The organism is Brevibacillus brevis (genome assembly GCF_022026395.1).
Lineage (GTDB): Bacteria > Bacillota > Bacilli > Brevibacillales > Brevibacillaceae > Brevibacillus.
This window is the reverse complement of record NZ_CP041767.1, coordinates 5230733-5254349: the sequence shown is the minus strand read 5'-3', so window position 1 is coordinate 5254349 and position 23617 is coordinate 5230733. Positions and strand designations below refer to the sequence as shown.

The 23617-nt window shown below is 50.2% G+C and carries 18 protein-coding genes; 6 read left to right on the top strand and 12 right to left on the bottom strand.

Features of this window, described 5'->3' with window-relative positions; genetic code table 11:
• Positions 1 to 127 precede the first annotated feature (127 nt).
• Both FO446_RS24915 and FO446_RS24910 read left to right on the top strand, forming a co-directional pair.
• Positions 128 to 6253, top strand: coding sequence for an alpha-helical endospore appendage domain-containing protein (locus tag FO446_RS24915; protein ID WP_237899394.1), 6126 nt, complete (start codon positions 128 to 130; stop codon positions 6251 to 6253).
• Between the two features lie 147 nt (positions 6254 to 6400).
• Positions 6401 to 7543 carry a sensor histidine kinase gene (locus tag FO446_RS24910; protein WP_237899393.1) on the top strand — a complete coding sequence of 381 codons (1143 nt, stop codon included), beginning with the start codon at positions 6401 to 6403 and terminating at the stop codon, positions 7541 to 7543.
• Positions 7544 to 7634: 91 nt separating this feature from the next.
• On the opposite strand, the gene FO446_RS24905 is transcribed toward FO446_RS24910, so the two are convergent.
• The 7 genes from FO446_RS24905 to FO446_RS24875 all read right to left on the bottom strand — a co-directional run bounded on the left by FO446_RS24905 (position 7635) and on the right by FO446_RS24875 (position 15090).
• On the bottom strand, positions 7635 to 8675 hold the full coding sequence (locus FO446_RS24905; RefSeq protein ID WP_237899392.1) for an acyltransferase family protein: 1041 nt from the start codon (positions 8673 to 8675) through the stop codon (positions 7635 to 7637).
• A 188-nt stretch (positions 8676 to 8863) separates the two neighbouring features.
• A complete protein-coding gene (locus tag FO446_RS24900) occupies positions 8864 to 9172 on the bottom strand; it encodes a hypothetical protein (protein WP_106785682.1) in 309 nt (102 codons plus the stop codon).
• Positions 9173 to 9256: 84 nt separating this feature from the next.
• Positions 9257 to 9463 (bottom strand): cold-shock protein, encoded by a 207-nt coding sequence (locus FO446_RS24895; RefSeq protein ID WP_173612474.1) that lies wholly within the window; start codon positions 9461 to 9463, stop codon positions 9257 to 9259.
• A gap of 153 nt (positions 9464 to 9616) precedes the next feature.
• Positions 9617 to 12505 carry an ATP-binding protein gene (locus FO446_RS24890; protein ID WP_237899391.1) on the bottom strand — a complete coding sequence of 963 codons (2889 nt, stop codon included), beginning with the start codon at positions 12503 to 12505 and terminating at the stop codon, positions 9617 to 9619.
• Positions 12502 to 12864, bottom strand: a complete 363-nt coding sequence (locus FO446_RS24885) for a response regulator transcription factor (protein ID WP_232774812.1) — start codon at positions 12862 to 12864, stop codon at positions 12502 to 12504. The genes FO446_RS24890 and FO446_RS24885 overlap by 4 nt, the downstream gene beginning before the upstream one ends.
• Positions 12865 to 12876: 12 nt before the next feature.
• Positions 12877 to 14499: a response regulator gene (locus FO446_RS24880; RefSeq protein ID WP_173612476.1), complete on the bottom strand. Its 1623-nt coding sequence runs from the start codon at positions 14497 to 14499 to the stop codon at positions 12877 to 12879.
• A 111-nt stretch (positions 14500 to 14610) separates the two neighbouring features.
• On the bottom strand, positions 14611 to 15090 hold the full coding sequence (locus FO446_RS24875; protein WP_221868896.1) for a hypothetical protein: 480 nt from the start codon (positions 15088 to 15090) through the stop codon (positions 14611 to 14613).
• Between the two features lie 77 nt (positions 15091 to 15167).
• On the opposite strand from FO446_RS24875, the gene FO446_RS24870 reads away from it, so the two are divergent.
• Positions 15168 to 15371, top strand: coding sequence for a YwbE family protein (locus FO446_RS24870; RefSeq protein ID WP_232774811.1), 204 nt, complete (start codon positions 15168 to 15170; stop codon positions 15369 to 15371).
• Between the two features lie 54 nt (positions 15372 to 15425).
• Here the strand turns inward: FO446_RS24870 and FO446_RS24865 are convergent, their stop codons facing one another.
• The 3 genes from FO446_RS24865 to FO446_RS24855 form a co-directional block, all read right to left on the bottom strand.
• Positions 15426 to 15851, bottom strand: coding sequence for an NUDIX domain-containing protein (locus FO446_RS24865; RefSeq protein WP_173612479.1), 426 nt, complete (start codon positions 15849 to 15851; stop codon positions 15426 to 15428).
• Positions 15852 to 15965: 114 nt separating this feature from the next.
• Complete coding sequence (locus FO446_RS24860; protein WP_237899388.1) at positions 15966 to 16523, bottom strand: cysteine hydrolase family protein; 558 nt, start codon at positions 16521 to 16523, stop codon at positions 15966 to 15968.
• Positions 16524 to 16738: 215 nt separating this feature from the next.
• Positions 16739 to 17287 carry a GbsR/MarR family transcriptional regulator gene (locus tag FO446_RS24855; protein ID WP_237899386.1) on the bottom strand — a complete coding sequence of 183 codons (549 nt, stop codon included), beginning with the start codon at positions 17285 to 17287 and terminating at the stop codon, positions 16739 to 16741.
• Between the two features lie 260 nt (positions 17288 to 17547).
• On the opposite strand from FO446_RS24855, the gene FO446_RS24850 reads away from it, so the two are divergent.
• The 3 genes from FO446_RS24850 to FO446_RS24840 are packed head-to-tail and all read left to right on the top strand — an operon-like array spanning position 17548 to position 20560.
• Positions 17548 to 18774 carry a quaternary amine ABC transporter ATP-binding protein gene (locus tag FO446_RS24850; RefSeq protein ID WP_173612482.1) on the top strand — a complete coding sequence of 409 codons (1227 nt, stop codon included), beginning with the start codon at positions 17548 to 17550 and terminating at the stop codon, positions 18772 to 18774.
• The gene (locus tag FO446_RS24845) at positions 18771 to 19616 is read left to right on the top strand and encodes an ABC transporter permease (RefSeq protein WP_173612483.1); all 846 of its coding nucleotides are present in this window, start codon (positions 18771 to 18773) and stop codon (positions 19614 to 19616) included. The genes FO446_RS24850 and FO446_RS24845 overlap by 4 nt, the downstream gene beginning before the upstream one ends.
• A 17-nt stretch (positions 19617 to 19633) precedes the next feature.
• Complete coding sequence (locus FO446_RS24840; RefSeq protein ID WP_221868911.1) at positions 19634 to 20560, top strand: glycine betaine ABC transporter substrate-binding protein; 927 nt, start codon at positions 19634 to 19636, stop codon at positions 20558 to 20560.
• A 54-nt stretch (positions 20561 to 20614) separates the two neighbouring features.
• On the opposite strand, the gene FO446_RS24835 is transcribed toward FO446_RS24840, so the two are convergent.
• Both FO446_RS24835 and FO446_RS24830 read right to left on the bottom strand, forming a co-directional pair.
• Positions 20615 to 22036 carry a DUF1254 domain-containing protein gene (locus FO446_RS24835; protein WP_173612484.1) on the bottom strand — a complete coding sequence of 474 codons (1422 nt, stop codon included), beginning with the start codon at positions 22034 to 22036 and terminating at the stop codon, positions 20615 to 20617.
• A 92-nt stretch (positions 22037 to 22128) separates the two neighbouring features.
• Positions 22129 to 23613 (bottom strand): amidase, encoded by a 1485-nt coding sequence (locus FO446_RS24830; protein ID WP_237899384.1) that lies wholly within the window; start codon positions 23611 to 23613, stop codon positions 22129 to 22131.
• Between the last annotated feature and the right edge of the window lie 4 nt (positions 23614 to 23617).

The following is a 23617-nucleotide window of genomic DNA, read 5'->3' as shown; positions in this document are numbered from 1 at the left end:
GGTTGTCTGGAAGCGCGATTTTTTCATTCCATACATTTTCAAATGATTGGGAAATCAGTATGCCATGGCTTCTTATGTAACAACTCATGAGGGAGGGGAAACATCCTTTTCAAAGAGGAGGAGAATCATGTCATTTCCAAATATACCGAATATCACCCCGACCATTCATATAGGGCGTGATGAAGCGCTCAATTTCATGTTGTCTTCTTTAGCTATGGAAGAGTTGGGACTTAGTCATATTTTAAATGCGGAAGCTGAAAAAATTCAGTATGCACTCGGGACAATTCCCGGGCTATCTGGACCAGGAGCTACCATTTCGGATTTGCTCGCGCTAAACAAGAGTGTGCGGGACATGCTCGAAGCAACGACAAAGCAAGACATGCTTTTGCAAAAGAAACTGGAGGCTGTGCTGGATGCTTCTAAACATCCGGTACGGAGGATTACTGGGCCAACAGGGCCAACTGGACCGACAGGAGCAACGGGAGCGAAAGGGCCGAAGGGGATTACGGGAGCAACGGGAGCAACTGGACCGAGGGGACCACGCGGAGCTACCGGGGCGACTGGGGCGAGAGGGGCAACGGGAGCGACTGGGGCGAGAGGAGCAACGGGAGCGACCGGAACAACTGGAACCATCGGAGTGACTGGGGCAACGGGAGATACCGGGGCGACTGGAACATCTGGAGCAACCGGAGCAACAGGAGATACCGGAGCAACTGGAGCAACAGGAGTCACCGGAGCGATTGGAGCGATAGGAACCACCGGAGTCACTGGAACCACTGGAACCACTGGAACCACTGGAGCAACTGGAGATACCGGAGCTACGGGTGCAACAGGAGAAACCGGAGTGACGGGTGCAACAGGAGCAACTGGAGCGACAGGAACAACCGGAGCAACAGGAGACACCGGAGTAACAGGGGCAACGGGAGATACCGGAGCGACAGGAACAACCGGAGATACTGGAGTGACGGGTGCAACAGGAGAAACCGGAGCGACAGGAACAACAGGAACAACAGGAACAACAGGAACAACAGGAGCCACCGGAGTAACTGGGGAAAGGGGAGATACTGGAGCGACAGGAACAACAGGAACAACAGGAACAACAGGAGCCACCGGAGTAACTGGGGAAAGGGGAGATACTGGAGCGACAGGAACAACTGGAACAACTGGAACAACAGGAGCCACCGGAGCAATTGGAGAAACCGGAGAAACCGGAGAAACCGGAGTGACGGGAGCAACTGGAGTAACTGGAGTAACTGGGGCAACCGGAGACACCGGAGTAACAGGGGCAACGGGAGATACCGGAGCGACAGGAACAACCGGAGATACTGGAGTGACGGGTGCAACGGGAGAACCTGGAGGGACAGGAACAACCGGAGTGACGGGTGCAACAGGAGAATCTGGAGCGACTGGGGCAACCGGAGCGACTGGGGCAACCGGAGCAACAGGAGCCACCGGAGTAACTGGGGCAACGGGAGAAACTGGAACAACCGGAACCACTGGAACCACTGGAGCCATCGGAGTAACTGGGGCAACGGGAGAAACCGGAGCGACAGGAACAACCGGAGCAACCGGAGAAACCGGAGAAACCGGAGTGACGGGTGCAACAGGAGCAACTGGAGCGACAGGAACAACCGGAACAACCGGAGCAACAGGAGAAACCGGAGTGACGGGTGCAACAGGAGCAACTGGAGCGACAGGAGTGACTGGAGCAACAGGAGAAACCGGAGAAACCGGAGAAACCGGAGAAACCGGAGAAACCGGAGTGACGGGTGCAACAGGAGAAACTGGAGCGACAGGAGCGACAGGAACAGCCGGAGCAACTGGAGATACCGGAGTGACTGGAGAAACCGGAGCAACAGGAGCAACAGGAGAAACCGGAGTGACGGGTGCAACCGGAGTAACTGGGGCAACCGGAGCAACCGGAGCAACAGGAGCCACCGGAGTAACTGGGGCAACGGGAGAAACTGGAGCGACAGGAACAACCGGAGCAACAGGAGTGACGGGAGAAACCGGAGAAACCGGAGAAACCGGAGTGACGGGTGCAACAGGAGAAACTGGAGCGACAGGAACAACTGGAGCAACGGGAGAAACCGGAGAGACGGGTGTAACTGGAGTAACTGGGGCAACCGGTACCACTGGAGCCACCGGAGTAACTGGGGCAACGGGAGATACTGGAGCGACAGGAACAACCGGAACAACCGGAACAACCGGAACAACCGGAGCAACAGGAGAAACCGGAGTGACGGGTGCAACTGGAGCAACTGGAGCGACTGGAGCGACAGGAACAACCGGAGCAACAGGAGTGACTGGAGCAACAGGAGAAACCGGAGAAACCGGAGTGACGGGTGCAACAGGAGAAACTGGAGCGACAGGAGCGACAGGAACAGCCGGAGCAACTGGAGATACCGGAGTGACTGGAGCAACCGGAGTAACTGGAGTAACTGGAGTAACTGGAGTAACTGGAGTAACTGGGGCAACCGGTACCACTGGAGCAACCGGAGCAACAGGAGCCTCCGGAGTAACTGGGGCAACGGGAGGTACCGGAGCGACAGGAACAACAGGAGAAACCGGAGTGACTGGAGCAACAGGAGAAACCGGAGTGACGGGTGCAACCGGAGCAACAGGAGAAACCGGAGCGACTGGAGAAACCGGAGTAACTGGGGCAACAGGAGAAACCGGAGTAACGGGTGTAACTGGAGCAACCGGAGCAACCGGAGCCACCGGAGCAATTGGAGAAACCGGAGTGACGGGAGCAACAGGAGTAACTGGAGCAACTGGAGATACGGGAGTAACTGGGGCAACCGGTACCACTGGAGAAACCGGAGCAACAGGAGCCACCGGAGTAACTGGGGCAACGGGAGATACTGGAGCGACAGGAACAACCGGAACAACCGGAACAACCGGAACAACCGGAACAACCGGAACAACCGGAACAACTGGAGCCACCGGAGTAACTGGGGCAACGGGAGAAACTGGAGCGACAGGAACAGCCGGAGTAACTGGAGAAACCGGAGAAACCGGAGTGACTGGAGCAACCGGAGTAACTGGAGCAACTGGAGATACGGGAGTAACTGGGGCAACCGGTACCACTGGAGAAACCGGAGAAACCGGAGTGACTGGAGCAACAGGAGATACCGGAGTGACTGGAGCAACAGGAGAAACCGGAGTAACTGGGGCAACCGGTAGCACTGGAGAAACCGGAGCGGCAGGAGTGACAGGAGAAACCGGAGTGACGGGTGCAACAGGAGAAACTGGAGCGACAGGAACAACTGGAGCCACCGGAGTAACTGGGGCAACGGGAGAAACCGGAGTGACGGGTGTAACTGGAGTCACCGGAGTAACTGGGGCAACAGGAGAAACTGGAGCGGGAGGAGTGACAGGAACCACCGGAGCAACCGGAGCTACCGGAGTGACAGGAGAAACCGGAGAAACCGGAGAAACCGGAGAAACCGGAGAAACCGGAGTAACTGGAGCAACTGGAGTAACTGGAGCAACTGGAGTAACTGGAGATACGGGAGTAACTGGGGCAACCGGTAGCACTGGAGAAACCAGAGCGGCAGGAGTGACAGGAGAAACCGGAGTGACGGGTGCAACAGGTGCAACAGGAGCAACTGGAGAAACAGGAACAACTGGAGCCACCGGAGTGACGGGTGTAACTGGAGTCACCGGAGTAACTGGGGCAACAGGAGAAACTGGAGCGGGAGGAGTGACAGGAACCACCGGAGCAACAGGAGATACCGGAGTGACGGGTGTAACTGGAGTCACCGGAGTAACTGGAGAAACCGGAGAAACCGGAATAACCGGAATAACTGGAGCAACAGGAGAAACTGGAGTAACTGGGGCAACTGGAGATACCGGAGTAACGGGTGTAGCTGGAGCAACAGGAGCAACCGGTACCACGGGAGCAACCGGAGTGACGGGTGTAACTGGAGCAACTGGAGCAACTGGTACCACGGGAGAAACCGGAGCAACCGGAACCACGGGAGCGACCGGAGAAACCGGAGCGACAGGAACAACCGGAGTGACGGGTGCAACAGGAGCAACCGGAGTGACGGGTGTAACTGGAGTAACCGGAGTAACTGGGGCAACTGGAGAAACCGGAGTGACAGGAACAACCGGAGCAACTGGAGCCACCGGAGTGACGGGTGTAACTGGAGTAACCGGAGTAACTGGGGCAACAGGAGAAACTGGAGCGAGAGGAACAACAGGAGCAACAGGAGAAACAGGAGCAATAGGAGAAACCGGAATAACTGGAGCAACCGGAGAAACCGGAGAAACCGGAGAAACCGGAGTAACGGGTGTAACTGGAGTCACCGGAGTAACTGGGGCAACCGGAGTAACTGGGGCAACCGGAGTAACTGGGGCAACGGGAGAAACTGGAGCGACAGGAACCACCGGAGCAACTGGAGATACGGGAGATACGGGAGTAACCGGAGTAACTGGAGCCACCGGAGTAACTGGAGCCACCGGAGTAACTGGAGCAACTGGAGTAACTGGAGCAACGGGAGATACCGGAGTAACGGGTGTAACTGGAGCCACTGGAGCAACCGGTACCACGGGAGAAACCGGAGCGACAGGAGCGACAGGAACCACCGGAGTAACTGGAGATACCGGAGTAACTGGAGCAACTGGAGTAACTGGAGCAACGGGAGATACCGGAGCGACAGGAACAACTGGAGAGATTGGGGCAACGGGAGAGACCGGGGCGACTGGAACAACTGGCGCAACGGGAGCAACGGGAGATACCGGAGCAACGGGAGATACCGGAGCGACAGGAGCAACTGGAGCAACCGGAGTAACCGGAGTAACCGGATCGACAGGAACAACAGGAGTCACCGGAGCAACTGGAGCGACAGGAACAACAGGAGTAACTGGAGCAACGGGAACCACAGGAGCAACTGGAGCGACCGGAGTAACTGGAGCCACCGGAGCAACTGGAGTAACTGGAGCAACGGGAGATACCGGAGTAACGGGTGTAACTGGAGCCACTGGAGCAACCGGTACCACGGGAGAAACCGGAGCGACCGGAGCGACAGGAACCACCGGAACCACCGGAGTAACTGGAGATACCGGAGTAACTGGAGCGACAGGAGAAACCGGAGTGACGGGTGCAACAGGAGAAACCGGGGCGACTGGAACAACTGGCGCAACGGGAGCAACGGGAGATACCGGAGCAACGGGAGATACCGGAGCGACAGGAGCAACTGGAGCAACCGGAGTAACCGGAGTAACCGGATCGACAGGAACAACAGGAGTCACCGGAGCAACTGGAGCGACAGGAACAACAGGAGTAACTGGAGCAACGGGAACCACAGGAGCAACTGGAGCGACCGGAGTAACTGGAGCCACCGGAGCAACTGGAGGAACTGGAGCGACAGGAACCACAGGAACCGCCGGAGCGACAGGAACTACCGGAGCAACCGGAGAAACCGGAGTAACGGGTGTAACTGGAGTCACCGGAGTAACTGGGGCAACCGGAGTAACTGGGGCAACGGGAGAAACTGGAGCGACAGGAACCACCCGAACTACCGGAACTACCGGAACTACCGGGACTACCGGGACTACCGGAACTACTGGTGCTACGGGAGCCACCGGAGCCACGGGAGTCACCGGAACTACTGGTGCAACCGGAACCACCGGATCGACAGGAACAACCGGAACCACCGGAACAACCGGAACAACCGGAACAACCGGAACAACCGGAACAACCGGAACAACCGGAACAACCGGGGCAACCGGAACAACCGGAACAACTGGGTCAACGGGAGATACCGGAGCCACGGGAGCCACGGGAGCCACCGGAGCCACTGGAGATACCGGCCCTACCGGAGCAACAGGTACGGTCTTCACCAACATCAACGCCTTCGGGGCCAATACCTCAGGATCTCTCATAGCAGTAGTCCTAGGGGGAACGAATATCCCTCTACCGAACAACCAGGTGTTAACAGGTGGTATTACGGTGAATGGCGCCAATACGGTATTTACCGTTCCATCAGCAGGCAACTATTTAATTTCGTACTCCATTAACACAACTGCCGCATTACTGGTTAGCTCGAGGATCTTGATAAATGGGACGCCATACACGCCGACGATCATCTCGCCAGCTATTTCACTTTCATCGTTCAATAATACCGTCATCGCTCCTCTCACCGCTGGAGCCACAATCACGCTGCAACTGTTTGGATTATTGGGAACAGCTACCCTCCTGACAGGGGCTGGTGCGACCCTGACGATTATAAAAATAAGTACGTAGTAGGCAAAAAGGAGCTACGATGACAAGTAGTTCCTTTTCCCTTGTTATTTCTTTTTGTTAAAGTAGTAAAAATATTTAGTTAATTAATGATGATGATAGTATAATAGCTTGGAAGGGGATTTGCCCTATTATTCGGAGTGGGGATAGATGCCGATGGATGACTTGGCAGTATATTTGGACGAGCACGAGGCAATGATCGTAAAAGAATTCAAGCGACGAATTGCCGTTTCGGACAGTGATCAATACAAGGGATTGATCCATCTGAATGGCCAAGCACTGTATCGTATGGTTATTGAATATTTTCGTTCGGAAATCACTCTTGAGGATATTAAAGAATTGGCTTACAAGGTCGCATATGAACGAAACCGGGCAGAGACCAACATTGGCGATTTTGTTTCCAACGTGTGCATGGGCCGGGCAATGGTTATCGATCTTCTCCAAAAAGGTCCGTTTACGCCTGCCACTTTAATGCCTGCCCTATTGAAAATAAACGAATGCTTTGATGTCTTTTTGGTACACGCTGTTTTCAAATACACCGACCTCAAAGACAACGATTTGGAAGAGAAGAAGCTATTTATCGAGCGTTCTCACAAAGACAGGCTCACGATTCTGGGGCAAATGGCGTCCAGCTTCGTCCATGAATTCCGAAATCCGCTTACTTCCATTATGGGATTCTCTCGTTTGTTAAAAGAAGATTACCCGAATCTCCCTTACGTAGAAATTATTGAAAATGAGCTGCGGCAATTGAATTACCGGGTTTCGCAGTTTTTGCTGGTCTCGAAAAAGGGAGCGGTCTATAAGCAAATGGAGGTTTTTAGCGTTTGGGAGTTGTTTGATGAGATTCTGTCCTTCCTCTATCCGAATATCGTTGACGTGAATGTGGATATCCAATGCAGTATCGATCCTACCTTTCAACTAAAAGGCTACAAGGATGAGATGAAGCAGGTGTTTATCAACATCATTTCGAATGCGCTGGATGCGTTACATAAAAAAACAGGCGATAAGGAGATCATCATTGACGTGTCCCAAACGCCTGACAGTTCCTTGATTACCGTTTCCAACAATGGATCGCCAATTCCACCTGACCTGCTCTCGGTTATCTTTGAACCGTTTTTCACGACGAAGGAGCTCGGTACTGGAATTGGCTTATATGTCTGCAAAGAAATCATTGAGCGGCACGGAGGAAAGATTACATGCGAGTCTACTGATCAGCAGACGAAATTTTCCATGAAATTCAGACCCTGCGACATATGTACGAATGGCTCGATGTCGATGAGCCATCATATCTAATGCACAAAAAACGACCTATCCATGAAGGCACGCGCGATAGCAGACGTGCATCATGAATAGGTCATTTTTTTGTGAAAAAGGACGTGACTGTTTATTTGCCAGTGGAAAGCTGACTGCTTGTTTGTCGTATGGTTTTGGAGATACGCTCCAGCTTGTTGACCAGCCAGACCAGCATGAGTGCCAACAGACAACTGCAGCCGATAATCAGGAGCAAGTACAACAGCGAGTACCACGTGTTTTCAAACAGCCAAGCGACCTCGCCGTATTTCGCAAACAAATAATCTTTGAACATGATCAAAAAAGCAGAGTGGAACAAGAAAATAAAATACGTCAGCCCTTTTCGAAACTTGATGTGCAAACGATCGACGCGTTCCAAAAAGAAGATCATGAGCACGAGAAACGACAAAAGCGTAGCGAAGACAAAAGTCAAATGCACAGCCACATACAGCTTGTTTGAGACAACAAAAAACATCGCAGCCGCAGTGGAAACACCCGTCATCAGCGTCAGGATCGAGCGGTTGTTTCGCAAAAAGGAAAGGATCGATTCACGGTACCAATACAACATATGCCCCATGTACAGGGTAAAAATCCAGCTCGGGAGCATATGACGCGTAGTGAGCCCGAACCAGCCCTGATGGATGTAGTTGATGTAGACGTATTGAATACCGAGCAGAATCCAAATAGCATACAAAATGTTGCGCTTCGTGATCACACGTCGAAACAGATAGGCAAAAACGTAATACTGACAAATCATAAACACAAAGTACAGATGGTCACCCGTTTTGCCTAAAACAATGTTCGTAAAGTCCTGGGCAGTATCAGGCATCCCTTTTTTCAACAAGTAATGATACAGGACACCAGATACTAAATAGGGAACAAAAATATACAGAAGCTTCCCTGAAAAAAACTCGCGAGCAGTAGGGCTCTTGGCTTCAAAAGAATAAGCAGTCAAATAACCGGTGGCGATCGTCAACAGGACAGTGCCGTAGCGACTGATCTGATTGAGGGCCACGATCCAAAACGGATCTGTAAAAGAAAGTGCAGAAGCCGTGAAATGACCGACTACAACGAGAAAACTTGAGAAGAGCTGGATGTAAAACAGAGATTTCAAGATTTTTGAATCTGTATACATTTCGATATTCTCCATTTCATCGTTTGTCGGCTGACGTTGTCGCTCAAACAATAACCTGTGAATGGATTTATGATAATAAAGTTTTCTTTGATTCGTATTTGGACAGGGGAGGGGAATTCTGGAAAAGATAAAAAGAAAGAAAGCCACACCCGCGCGTGTAGCTTTCGCGCGAGTATGGCTTTCATACATTATTTCGGATTCTTTTTCATTTCATTGATGGTTTCATTGACCACAAACGCCAAATCGTCATTGCCAAACAGCGACAATACACCAAGGAGAGTCGCATCAGGAATGTCCTCTGCTTCTTCCTTTGGTACGGTATTGTCCAGCATTTGAGCGAGTAACGCATTTTCCCCTTGAGCGGGATAAGCGCGGCGGTATAATTCGCGTGCATCTAGACCGTGATTCACACACCATTGGGCAAAAACAAGAATCATCATGCCCTCGTCGCGCTGGTAGGCTTGGATCACTTGATCTTCCATTTCTTTTCGGTTCATGGGCATACTCCTCTAACATTCGTACGTCATGAGCTTATTGTAGAGAAGAGGAAGAGTACCCGCAAGAAAAAAGAAAAGAAGGGCTTACGAGTTCCGTTTGCTGCTGTGATTGGTTAGGACCGGTAGCATGCGCGTGTCCTTTACCATACTGGAATGGCAAAAGGGGCAGTTCGGGCTCTTATCAAAGGAAAAGTTATCTCTCATCCAGCACGTACAGCCCTCGTTACTGCACGTCCATACATCTGTTTCCTCTTCTTCGATTGGAACGACTGCTTTTTTTGAGAAATACACATGAACTCCTCCTTTGCAGGGCAAAAGTGCACAAAGTAACCTCTATTAATGTGTGATGGAAAGCGCATGAATATACCAAGATTTTCTTTGGTAGAAGGTAAAAAAAAGAGGCCGCGCTTTCATCGTCGCAGCCTCTTTTGCCCATGGCCATCTTTACTGTTCGTCAGGAATGAAGATCTGTCCTGTGGCTTCTTGATTCGTGATAGCCAGCAAAATCGCTTTAGACAAGGTATCTGGATGATAAGGCTTGATCAGATAACCAGTTGCCCCCAGATCAAATGCCTTTTTCTTTTCCTCAAAAGCACTGGAGATCACGATCGGAATGGTTCGTAAATCCGGGTTGTTGCGTATCTCCTCAATGACCTTCCAACCACTCTCGCCATCCTTCAAGTTTAGGTCAAGCACGACAGCATCCGGTCGCAGCTCCTCGATTGCTGCTACGGCCTCAGACGCCGTAGAGAAGGAATTGACGCTGAATCCAGAGCATGTTAACTCATGACGCAGCAGTTCGGTTAAGTTTAAATCGTCCTCGACGATCACAACGTTTCCTTTGCATTGACCAGTTGGAGAAACTGCCTCCTCACTTCCCGCTGGATAGCCAGGGGACAAAGCGTGCTCAGCCAATGGAAGAGTAACCGTAAATGTACTACCCTTACCCGATTCGGACGTAACGGAAACTTCTCCATGGTGCATATGGACGATCTCCTGAACAATGGCGAGACCCAATCCAGTACCGCCAATCTCGCGACGATCCGAGTTATCTACGCGATAAAATTTGGTAAACAGGTGAGGGATGGCTTCGGAAGGAATGCCTAGCCCGTCATCCTGGACCTCCACGAGCAAGCGATTGCCATCTTGTCGACAACCCACCCGGATATGACCACCATGCGGGGAGTATTTGACGGCATTACTGATTAGATTCAAAAATACTTGATGCAACTTGGCTTGGTCTCCATAAACAACGGTTTGCTCCGTTTGCAAATCGAGTTCAAACCGATGGAGAGGGGACTGGACTCGATGAAGTTCGAAAATATCCCGAATCACTTGATCAATGGCAACATTCTCTAGCTCATAAGTCTGTCTGCCGGATTCCATGCGTTGCAAATCCAAGAAATCGTTGATTAGTGCAGTCAGGCGAGTAGCTTCTTGATAAATGGTCGCTATGTACCGCTGTTGACGTTCCGGCTTGAGCTTTTTCGTTAACAGCAGCTCCGCAAAGCCAAGTACGCTGGCGAGAGGAGTACGCAGCTCATGGCTGACCGTACTGACGAATTCCGATTTCATTTGGTCGATCTCGTATTCCTTGGTGAAGTCACGATAAACGAGCAAGGTACTCCATTTCTCTTGGTTCCGGTACAGTGGCTCTGCATAGAGCTGAATGTAGCGTACTTGCGGTCCGGTTATCTGAAACACAATACTGCCTGAAGGAACGGCACCTTCGTCTAAAACGACAGATTTGACATATTGAATCAGCCGATCAGGCTCAGAGGTTCGACTCTGTAGATGGGAAAGGAACTGTTCCAAGTCAAACCCTTGCGAAGCGAGTTGATGGTCGTAACACAAGAGCTCACAAAAATTCCAGTTCACCTGAAGTGTTTCTCCACTCAGATCAATAAGCTGAATGCCTTCTTGAACAGAATCGAGCATATCCTGCGTCATTTTACGTTGCCGTTCTGTCTCCTCGTACATCGCGAGCTTGTCGAGTGCCAAGGAAATCTGCTTGGCTATTCCGATGATGACTTGTAGCTCCTGATTCGTGAATTTTCGACCGATCCGGGAGATGATGATACATGCAACGATTGTTTGCTGGGCATCTAATACTGGGAGGTAAAGCTCAAATGTTTGTGACATTTCCTCCGTGTAGCCGCGCTCAGCGTCAGTACTTTCGCGAATCAGGACATACGGCAGGCCCGTTTCCCTGATTCGCACGAATGGACCATCATCCATTCCTTTGCGCAATTGCTCCAGACCGTTTTGGGAAACGCCAAAGCTAGCTGCGTCCCTGTCAGTGTTCAACATGACGATGACACCTTTATCGGCATCCATGACTTCAGTTATATTGCAAATGATACTGGACAGCAGCTCATCTTTATCCAGCGTATTCGACAAAGAGAGGATGAAACGGTTTTTCTTTTCCAAGTACCGTTCGTTTTCCTCCATCTTGCCCAATGCTTCTTGTAACTCTTCTTGCTGCATCATCAGTTCATCCTGCTGGGCTTGCAGCTCTTCGTTTTGCGCCATGAGCACTTCTTCTTTGGCTTGAATTTGCCTGATCAAATAGTCGAGGGAGCGGGAGAGTCTACCAATTTCGTCAATCCTGTTCAAATCCTGCAAAAGAGGTGTACCGCCATTAGCGAACTGTTCAGCATTTTGGGATAGACGAACCAACGGCCTGCCGATATCCCGCGTAGTTTGAATGGTGACTACTATCATGATCACCAGCACCATCAGCGAGTACACGAGAAACCAGGTGCTTAGCTGTGACAACTCTTCGAACAGTAGTTGGTTTTTCGTATACAAAAGCTGATCGTGCTCTTCCTGATACCGCCCGGCGTATTTAAGCAGGTTGTTTACTTCCTGATTCACGCCACTGGCCGAAGCTTTTCGCAGGGATTCAAAGTCTCCGTTCTTTGCATAACTCGAAAAAGTAGGAAACACATTGGCAAAAAAGTTCGTGAAGAAAGATTCGATCGAAGCGACAAGCGCTTTCTCCTCATCATTGAGCGGGAGCTTCTTAAATTCATCCAGCGCTTGTTCCAGCTTCTTTTTTTCAACAAATAGCTCATTGTATTCAGATGGGCTCAAAAAAGCGTAATAACCCCTTGCGCGAAAAAAGATCTGGTTCGTGTGCTCAGCGATGTCTGCGACCAAATTTTGTTTTTCCTTGGTATTGTATATCTCCGTCTGATAATGGGTTAATGCGTTGCTATTCAAATCTTGAACGATGCCAGCGCCCGCAATCAGAAGTAACAGAAAAAGAAGCATCATCGCTATGAAGCGACGTGTGATGCTTTTTCTGATAAACGCCAAGAACCCCGTCATGCGAGCATTTCCTCCACTTTCCGCACAAGATCCATCGGGCTAAAGGGCTTCGGCATGAAGTCATCAGCACCAGCTGCACGCATTTTCTCCTGTTCGGCATGTTGACTTTTTGCTGAGAGGATCAGGACCTTGACTGCCTTTTTATCGTCCATCTGTTTGAGCTGCTGCAATACTTCAAAGCCTGTCAGCCTTGGCATCATATAATCTAAAATAATCAAGTCGTACTCATTTTGGCCGATTTTTTGCAGAGCTTCCTCTCCATCGCAAGCGATGTCGAGCTCGTGTCCCTCGTCTTCGAGTGTGTCGCCAATTAACATGCGTAACACGGCTTCGTCTTCGGCCAGCATAATGGTTGCCATCTAGCTACCTCCTTACAACATTCGCTTAACCAGTCGTGTGATGCGAGCATCCAGTTCGCGCGTACGAAATGGCTTGGTCATATAGTCGTCAGCACCGAGCTGAAGGGCACGGACTATGTCTTGCTCTTCCGTACGGCCTGTTAGCATGATCACCGTATATTTCTTGGCATTCGGCAAATTCCGGATTTTCTTTAGAACCTCGAGGCCATCCATCTGTGGCATCATCCCGTCTAAAATGACGAGATAAGGCTCTTGTCCCTGATGCCAAGAGGAGTCAAAGAAAGCTGCTCCTTCTTCGAAAGTCTGGATGTCGACGTGCATCCAACCGTCAAAACAGGTTTGGATGGAATCGGCAAGCATCACGCGAATCATCGGATCGTCATCGATAATCGCGACCTTCAGTTTTACCTTAGGGGGATCATGCGTCTCTGTGATTTGAGCGGTTTCTATCCGGCGCCGCCCCGCATTTTTGGCCGCATACAAAGCAGTGTCTGCAGCTTCTACCCAATACGTATGCGGTTTATGAGGATCATCTACTTGTACGATTCCACCGGAAAAGCTCAAAGAAAACGTTCCTCCAGAAGCCTCAAACGTAAGCGAACAAAAAGCAGAGAGCATCTGCTCCAGGCGCATCTTTCCTGTCTCTACAGTCGTACGTGGCATCAGCAGGATGAATTCCTCTCCGCCGTACCGGAATATTACATCATGTTTTTCCGCGCTCTGCCCAATGAAAGCAGCAAAACGAGTCAGAACCTCGTCTCCAATCAGATGACCGTATGTATCATTGACCCCTTTGAAAAAATCGATATCTAAAAATGCCAGAGAGAAGGGGGTGTTGGTTCGCTGGGCATCAGAAAGAAGCCGTTGGTACGTATCAACAAAAGAATTCCGATTGTTGACACCCGTGAGCTCGTCCAAAAACAAGATGCTGTTCATCCAGCGCTTCCGGCGAAGCTGGCGTTCGAGGCGTACGACCAACTCTTCCATATCAAGCGGTTTGCTCATGACGTCATCTGCGCCCAAACGATAGGCATTCAGACGGGTCTCCCGTTCGCAATCAATGCTGATGATGGTCGTAGGCACGTATTGCTTCTTAATTTTTTCGCTAATCGTCTGCATCACTTGGAAGCCGCCCGTTTCCGGGATGTTCAAATCCAGAATGAAGCAGTCAGGGTTCATGTCGTGAAAATAGTCGAGAGCCTTATGAGGATAGACCGTTGCGATGACAGACCAATTGTGGTTTTCTAAATATTCCTTTAGATACATCAGCAGGGTGACGTCATCATCCAGGATGAGGACCAAAGGCTGTTGCTCACAAGGGGATTCCAGTTGGAGAGTGGAGTTCTCGATAAAAACTTCCTGTTCCGGCTGCTGTTCGTAACACAAGCTGATCAACTCTTGCAAAAACAATCGCCATTCACCGAGCGACCAATCCTTGGCAGGCATGTCATCCATTTGACCCAGAAGGAGTTGAGACAGATCAGATAGGTCGTTCAATCCAATCGTCCCCGCAGTTCCCTTCAACGAATGGAGAAATCGATAAAGATCATCATGAGGGACGGGAACCTCCTGGTCGTACCACGTCTCAATCTGTTTATGGATATTTGCAAGAAGCGTTTCTCTGTACTTGATCATGAAGTATCGCCTCCCTGTGTTGGGATGGCGCAAGCAGTCGGATCGCCTGCGCCGATTTGATCAAAACGTCTACGATTTGGTATGGTACATGTAGCAGGGAGGAGGAAAGGCTTATTGTTGTAGGGAAAATCCTTCTTCAATCAGATACTGCTCCGCTTCTACGTACGATTCAAAGGAAGCTTCCAGATTCATTCCGTGGTATACGTTCCACAGCGCGTCTTCCTGTTGCAACAAGAGCGTGCGGTTTTGCTTGTCAACCCATGTTTGCTCCAATTGTTCAGCTGAACTGGTAGCTTTTGGAGCTGGTTCACGTTTCACAGAGAGGGATTGGATTGAAGCCTCCACTACCTTGCGCAGCTCGTCCGCCGAGAAATCACGGATGTTGACATAGCCCTTGTCGTCTTTTTGGTAGCCCTTCAAAAACGCGGCAAACACAAACCCGTTGCCGTTCGGATGCAGATGATAGACCACCGTCTTTTTGTCATGAAGGCTTTCCTCATAATGAAAATTAACCCGTTTCAGGGAGACGTCATTCCGAGTCAGTTGTGGAAAAGATTCAATAATCGCTAGTTTTTCTTCAAAAGTAAGCATGGATTCCTCCGGTGAGATGGATTTGTTTGTCGATTATATCATAGCGGGACATAGAACGAAAAAAGGAGAAGGGAAAAATGAACGGAAAAAATCGAAAAGATATCGCAGCGGGGCTTGAAGTCGAGATTGTATTGAAGCAGGACCAACGCACAGGCAAGCGCACCAGCGGGATCGTTAAGGATATCTTGACGAACTCCAGTACTCATCCACATGGAATCAAGGTTCGTTTGACGGATGGACAGGTTGGGAGAGTGCAAGAGATCATCCGAAAAGGGGAATAAAATCTTCTTCAGAAAAAACGGACAGGCCACAGGGGCAACTGTCCGTTTTGCTTTTTATGAACGGTTCCGGTTTTGCAAATGCTCAATAGCTGGTACGGCGAAGCAAGCCAGATTCGACGGAAGGGCATCGAACGAAAACCAGCGCATGTCTCCAATCGCCCCGCCTTCCTCTAAATTGCGTGCTTCTCCACTCAGGATCGTGACCTCGTAAATAACTGAAACCCAATGCTCGGCACTTTCCGGGCGGATGGTTTCTGCGGTACAAAGCAGAGCCTTTACCTCGACATCGAGATTGACTTCTTCTTTGATTTCCCGGATGACACTCGTCTCTAGCTGTTCATAGGGATCAACTTTTCCCCCGGGAATACTCCACGTATTCTTTTCTGGATCTCTGTTTCGTAAAACCAGCAAAATCTCATTCTTGTCGTTTAGGATGACAGCTCCTACTCCCAATCTTGGTATAGCGATAGTCGTCGACATGGTTTCTCCTTTAATTAGGCTGATTCATTTCTTTCATTATAGCAAGGCCCAATCGCAAGCAGAACAAAACAAGAAACCGCCTGAATAGACGGTTTCGAGAAATTCAGCAAAATATTAGCGGTAAGTATCATGGGTAGGGGCGAAGACATCTTCCGTAGATTCCCGCACCAAAATAAATGGCTCAATATTTCCCAATCCATGCAAGCAAGTATTGTGATGGGCGATGATTTGTTCCGCTGACAATACCTTATTGTCCGATGTAGAATGCCCGTCTTTGACGAGCGTTACATCATAGCCGAGTGTCGTCGCTTTGCGGCAGGCGCTGTCGATACAAAACTCGGTTTTGCATCCCATGATGACTAGGTGGTTAATCCCGAGTGCTTGTAGCTTTTCGTGCAGGTCTGTTCCGTGAAACGAGTCTGTCGCTAGTTTTTGAATCACTGTTTCTGATGGCAGAGGTGCGATCTCAGGGTGGATGGCAAAGTCGTCTGAACCGACTTCTCCGACATCCGCATCCTGAACGTACAGCACAGGAATATCCTTGCTATAGGCATCTTCTCTTACTTTTTTCAATGTTTGGACAAGTGTAGCCGGCTGAAAAACAGGACCAAATTGCCCTTCGATAATACCTACCTGTGCATCAATAATCAGCAGAGCTGTTTTCCGAATCAATCCATTTCCTCCTAGGTGAAAGGGGGTTAGCGTTGGTGTTCCCCTTTTTGGTTGTTTGGTACACGCACAGCTTTATAAGAACGTTGATTTCTGTCCTTTTTCATAACTGACCACTCCTTTCATCTTAGAAGAGCGTGAATCCGCTTTGGATAATTGTACCACAAAAAAGACTCATTCCTATTGCAAGGAACGAGTCTTTTTCAATTGAGAACGTCTTATGATTCATTTTCCTTTTTCGGTACAAACTGAAAGATATCATGTGATTCGAAGGAGTCGATCAAACGGGACAGCCACAAATAATACTCCAACCCATTTTCAATGCGCTTGATACTGAGCTCCACACGCTCGCTGACTTCTTCCGAAAGCTCTTCTGATTGCTGAAGAGCGCGAAGCTCCAGGAGCGACTTTTTCAAGGCGTGTACATTATGTTCGCAGGCGTGTCGCCACTTCACGGAAAAGAGGTCGATGAAGTTTTGGTACCAGTCCAGATTGACCTCGTAATGATCTTTCCGCGTCCCTTTTTTCCATATCTTTTCTACCATATTTAAGTCCATCAATGTGCGGACGCCGGTGCTCATGCTGGTTTTGCTCATGCCCAGTGCTTCGCCCATCTCATCGAGTGTCATTGACTTGTCCTGAAAGAGCAATGTGCCATACAGCAATCCCGTTGACATGGTGATTCCATACAGATCCATGTTGCGAGCGAGCGTTTCAATCACGCGTTCCTGAGCTTTTTCGAGGATTTTTTCCTGATTGGTATCCATTTTGAAAAAAGCAGCTCCTCTAGTCTTAGTAACCTGACTAGAATTGTACGTCTCCAAAAGAAAAAAGTAAATGGAGATGTTGTACAGTATATACGTGATAAACTGAGAATACAGGAAGTAAAGTACGTAAAGTTTTTTCTGAACGCTGAAAATGACGGATTATCATGCCTCACCCAGTTTGAGGTAAAAAAATTGGCTGGTTACAATTGTAAGGGTAAAGAACAGTCCGGATGCCGGGCGTAATAGTTGGAGGTGACCATATGCCCAAGATCAAAGTAGAGAATTTGACCAAAATCTTTGGACGCCAACCCCAACGCGCATTGTCCCAGGTGAAGCAGGGGAAGACCAAGCAAGAAATCTTGAAGGAAACGGGTCTTACCCTTGGGGTGAATCAAGCGAGTTTTGAGGTGCATGCAGGCGAAATTTTCGTCATCATGGGGCTTTCGGGAAGCGGGAAGTCGACCTTGGTTCGATTGTTGAACCGGTTGATTGAACCAACAGAAGGCAAAATCCTGATTGACGGTACGGATATCGTCAGTATGAACACCGAGCAGTTACAGGACGTAAGAAGAAAGAAGCTGGGCATGGTATTTCAAAAGTTCGCCTTGTTCCCGCACAGGACAGTACTTGAAAATGCGGAGTACGGCCTGGAGATTCAAGGAATGCCAAAAGCCGAGCGTGAGGCAAAAGCGAAAAAGTCACTCGCACTCGTCGGACTCGGCGGTTGGGAAGCAAGCTACCCGGATCAGCTGAGTGGCGGGATGCAGCAGCGTGTGGGTCTCGCTCGTGCACTCGCGAATGAACCTGATGTGCTGTTGATGGATGAGGCGTTCAGTGCCTTGGACCCGTTAATTCGCAAGGACATGCAGGATGAGCTGTTGGAACTGCAGAGCACCATGCAGAAGACCATTATTTTCATTACGCATGATCTGGACGAAGCATTGAAGATCGGGGATCGAATTGCTCTGATGAAAGACGGTGCGATCGTGCAGATCGGCTCGCCGGAAGAAATCATGACCAATCCAGCAAACGAATACGTAGAACGCTTCGTAGAGGATGTGGATCGTTCCAAGGTGTTGTCCGCTGAAAAAGTCATGAAGCGAGCGGAGACGATCACACTGGACAGAGGACCTCGCGTCGCACTGCAAATGATGCGTGAGCGCGGTGTATCAAGTCTGTACGTAGTGGATAAACGAAAAACATTGCTGGGTGTGCTAACGGCAGACGCGGTAAACGGAGCCAAGGAAGCAGGACAGTCGCTGGAATCCGTACTGCGAACAGAGGTACCGACTGTCGGACCGCAGACACTGCTCAATGAGATGTTTGACCTTGTTGCGTTTTCAGATATTCCTGTGGCGGTTACCGGGGAACAAAATCGTCTGTTGGGCGTGATTGTAAAAGGTGCCGTCCTGGGTGGATTGGCTGGAAAAGTAAATCAACAAGTTCCGGAGGCAACGAATGAAGAGGGGCAGGTGAATCCATCATGAGTCAAAACCAACTATTTCCAAAGCTGCCGCTCGACAGTTGGGTAGAGGCAATTGTAGATGGACTGGAAGAGAATTTGGGCTTCTTGTTCGACTTCATATCAGCTGGAATCGGTGGAACCGTTGACTTGTTTTCATGGATTCTAACAGGAATCCCGTTTTGGGTCTTGATCATTTTGTTTACGCTGTTGGCGTATCGCGCTGGCAAAGTGGCAATTGCTCTTTTTACCTTCATTGGACTTCTTCTGATTCAGAATTTGGGTTATTGGGAGCACTCAATGGAAACACTTGCGCTAGTATTGACGGCAGGGTTGATCTCGGTGATTATCGGGATTCCGGTCGGTGTCTGGTGCGCGAAGAATGATTCTGTGCAAAAGGTCGTCACACCGCTGCTTGATTTCATGCAGACGATGCCGGCGTTTGTGTACTTGATTCCTGCCATCTTTTTCTTCGGACTCGGTAAAGTACCAGGGGTTATCGCTTCTGTCATTTTTGCGATGCCACCGACAATCCGTCTGACCAACCTGGGAATTCGTCAAGTTCCTGCCGATCTGATCGAGGCTTCTGAAGCGTTCGGTTCTACCTACTGGCAAAAGCTGACGAAGGTACAACTGCCGATTGCCAAGACGACAATGATGGCCGGGATTAACCAGAGCATTATGCTCGCGCTGTCCATGGTCGTGATTGCCTCCATGATTGGGGCGAAAGGCTTGGGGGCGGACGTGTATCGTGCCGTAACGCAGATCAAGATCGGTGAAGGTTTTGAGGCGGGGCTGGCCATCGTTATTTTGGCGATTCTGCTGGATCGACTCACGCAAAGTGTTGGAAAGAGAAAAAACGCGTAGGAGGGGTTTTCATGAAAATGAAAAAAGGTGCCTTGAAAGGGCTGGCAGTCGCACTCGGACTCAGTATGGTGATGGCAGGATGTTCAAACGCGGGAACACCGCAGGGAAATCAGCCTGCCGAGGGCAATACGGGTACGTCTGCACCAAATAGCGTTGGAGCACAAGTGGATCATAAAATTATCGGAATCGATCCTGGCGCTGGTCTGATGAAAGCAACGGAAAAAGCCATGAAAGACTACGATCTGAAAGATTGGGAACTGGTGGAGGGTTCCAGCGCAGCGATGACGGCAGCTCTGACACAAGCCTACAAAGACAAAAAGCCAATTATTGTAACTGGTTGGACACCGCACTGGATGTTCTCTAAGTTCGAAATGAAATACCTCGACGACCCGAAAGGCGTCTTCGGGAAGGATGAACAAATTCATACCATCGTGCGCAAAGGACTGAAGGAGGAACACCCAAGCGCGTATGCGTTCCTCGACAAGTTTTCATGGACACCTGCGGACATGGAAAAAGTGATGCTCGATATTGAGAGCGGCAAAAAGCCGGAAGAGGCAGCAGCCGAATGGGTGAAAAATAATGAGGCTACCGTCAACAAGTGGGTAGAAGGCATCCAGCCAGCAGAAGGCAAAAAATTGACGCTCGCCTATGTCGCGTGGGATTCTGAGATCGCCAGTACGAATGTGGTGAAGACGGTCCTGGAGCAAAAGTTGAAATACAAGGTGGAAATGAGCCAAGTAGAAGCTGGACCAATGTGGGTCGGTGTATCGAACGGCGATGTGGATGGAATGGTAGCAGCTTGGCTGCCAACGACGCACGCAGACTACATGGAAAAGCTGGGGAAAGACGTAGAGGACCTCGGTCCGAACCTGCAAGGAACCAAGTTGGGATTGGCTGTTCCAACCTACATGGAGATCAATTCCATTGAAGATTTGAAGAAGTAACAGACTCAATATAGTAGGCACCGCTCACGATGGGGCGGTGCCTTTTGCGTTCTGTTACGGTATTGGGTTGCTTTCCATGACAGCGGGCCAAGCGTGCTGATTGTCTAGCGTTGCAGGCTCCGGTGCAAATATCCGCAAAACGAGATTGAACTCTCCTTCCGGGAGAGGGAGCCAGTTGCCTTCCTTGCCTTTGGGCGGTTGCTGTTGCAAATACAGGTCAAGGGAACCATCCGGATTGTACGCAAGCGTTCCTGTATTGCTGCGAACCGATGCGCGATCAGCCGCTGTTTTGGCTAAAAACAACTGGTTGTCATAGACGTTGATCGACCAGAAAGCAGACGTCTTGGGAAGCTGTTCCTTTGTAAAATGCAACGTGTAGCTTTTGGCTCCCGTAAGTGGTTTTCCGGAGCCATCTGTCAATGCGCGATAATAAGCTTCCTCGCTCGGCACATTGGCCCCTATGCCGGAATAGGCGATAAAAGAACGAGCGAGAAACTGGTTTCCATATGTGCCGATGGGGGAAAAGGAGCCCCATCCATTACGGAAGGTGGCGTAACCGGGAAAGCCATTTTGTACAATAGACGGTGTATCCCGCAAGGCACGCTGTAGGCCGGCAAGTTTGGCTGGACCGAGTGCGGAAGGATCAAAGCCTTTTTGGACATCGATCCCGACTTGAGCAAATTGATCGAGCAAGACGCGATCACATTCGGGCGGAGGATTGCTCTGGATCCATTTCGTCATGACTTGAAAAAAGGAAAGGGACGACAGCACATCTGGGGGAAGCGTTTCGGGAACATGTGCCGTTTGCAATTTTGGGTGGACAGGGGCAATCGCAATTTGTTTTTCGAACGAGACAGCCTGCGGCAAATCAGCTTCACCCTTTACCTCGACACGACCAATGAGCCAGACGGTATTCGTAGGGGCGTAGATCACAGGTATATGGGCAGGGGTAGGCCCTTTCCATTGTGGGCTTGCAATGATATATTGCCCGGCCTGCTGCTTGGTGGAACGATTGGAGACATTGCGAAACGTATTCGTGTACGCATCCAGCATTTGCACGGTATAGTAGCGGTTTTGCGGATTGGCAGGGACAGTCAAACGGACGGGCGTCTCCGACAAATCCAGCCACGCGCTCATATACAATGTATCGGAGTTCGGCGTCACAATATCCCGATAAGCTGGGGAAGCGAGTGTGTCCGCATAGTAAAACTGGTTGATCGGAGCACGACTTTTAACCATGGCTTCCATCGTTTTGGCGGACATCACTAATGGATAGCCGTAGATGTATGCTTGAATGCCAAGCGAATAGGCAAGCCTCTCCTGCGATTGAAGAAACGACTTCGATTGGAGGAGAGGTGACTGTTGAACAGATGGAGGGTTTGCTGTCTCTTTTGCATAGGACAGGCCGGACAGGTGAAGCATCATACAAAGCAGGGAAAGCATCAGTGTCAGGCGCTTTTTCAATAATGGAAGCATAAAGCCCTCCTCATTACCAGAAATGGGGTTCGCACTGGTAGTTTTCTTCATAGGAAAGGGGCTTTATGCAAGTTGGACTGGAATATTTGTTCTTAATGCGGCTCCACAGAAATTTCAGGCGCCCGCCACTCTGGGCAGGTCGCATACAATTTTGACGCTCCCTGTAGTAATTCCCTATCACGCCATCGCTTTCCCACACACTGTATGCCAATAGGAAGACCTTGCTCATCAAAACCAATTGGCATCGTCACGATCGGACTTCCAGTGACATTAAACAGATTCGTATAAAAAGTCGTAGCGACCCAGTAGTTTTGCGGGTTCTCGTCTACGTACAGCGGTTTGTTGTAAAGCGGCTTGTAGCCCCACATTTTCGATTTTGCCATATGTGGGAAAGCTGTCGTGCAGCTGACCGGACACAAGAACAAGTCACAGTCGGCCATAAATTGCTCGAAGCTGCGAATGAGCTGCTCCCGAATGGTTAAGACACGCATGTAGTTTTTGAACGTCAGCGGGATGAGCATGGTAGCCGTGGGAACCTGGCGATAGATCGGCATGGTGAGGAGATGAGCCAATCCTCTCATAAGGGTAGGCGTCGTGGAGTTTAACTCCGCGTCGATGATTTTTCCCCATGTTTCCCAAGCTTTGCGTACATCCAAAGGTGGTACCGTGACTTGTTCTACGCGCATGCCTTGTTGCTCCAGTGCTTTGACAAAGCGACGCAACTGATCGCGAATGGCTCGACTCGTCGGGTAGCCGGGCAGCTCCTCCATCCAGCGAATGTGCAGGGGCTGTTCCTTGAGGGAAGGGGGCAAGACTTGTGGTCCATGAGGCAAGCCAGCGTTGCTGTTTCCACCACTCATGATGGAAAACGCCACTTCCAAGTCTTCGATCGAACGGGCTACAGGGCCGTAGCAGGCCAAGTGTCGGGACGAGGTATAATCAGACATTCCCTCAAAGCCGGGCATGTGTCCTGTTGCCGGAACGGCTCCTTCTGTTGGCTTCAAGCTGAACACACCACAATAATGAGCGGGAACGCGCAACGATCCCCCGATGTCACTCCCGATATCCAAATAAGAAAGTCCTGCGGCAACTGCGGCTGCCGAGCCTCCGCTGCTCCCTCCCGAAGTCCTCTCCGTATTCCACGGATTATTTGTCCTGCCGTAAATATCGTTGTCTGTTTGGAGATCCATGAGCAGGGTAGAAACATTCGTTTTGCCAATCAAAACGGCTCCTGCCTGCTTCAGTCTGCGGACGATGGCTGCGTCATACTGCGGAATGTAGCCTTTTAGTGGGGGGAAGCCAGAAGTAGTGGGGAGTCCGGCTGTGGCAAAGGAATCCTTGATTGTGATCGGCACCCCGTGAAGGGGCCCCCGAATGTTGCCTTCCGCCATTTCTTTGTCCGCTTGCTTCGCAGATTCGAGAGCAGCCTGCTCGTCATAAGCGACGATAGCGTTTATTTTGCCATTAAGCGAGCCGATTCTTGTAAAGGTATGCCGGGTAACTTCCTCGGCGCTTATTTTCCGCTCGCGAATCCAAGTGCCCATCTCCGTTGCTGTCAAATAGGTCAGTTCTTTCATTCGA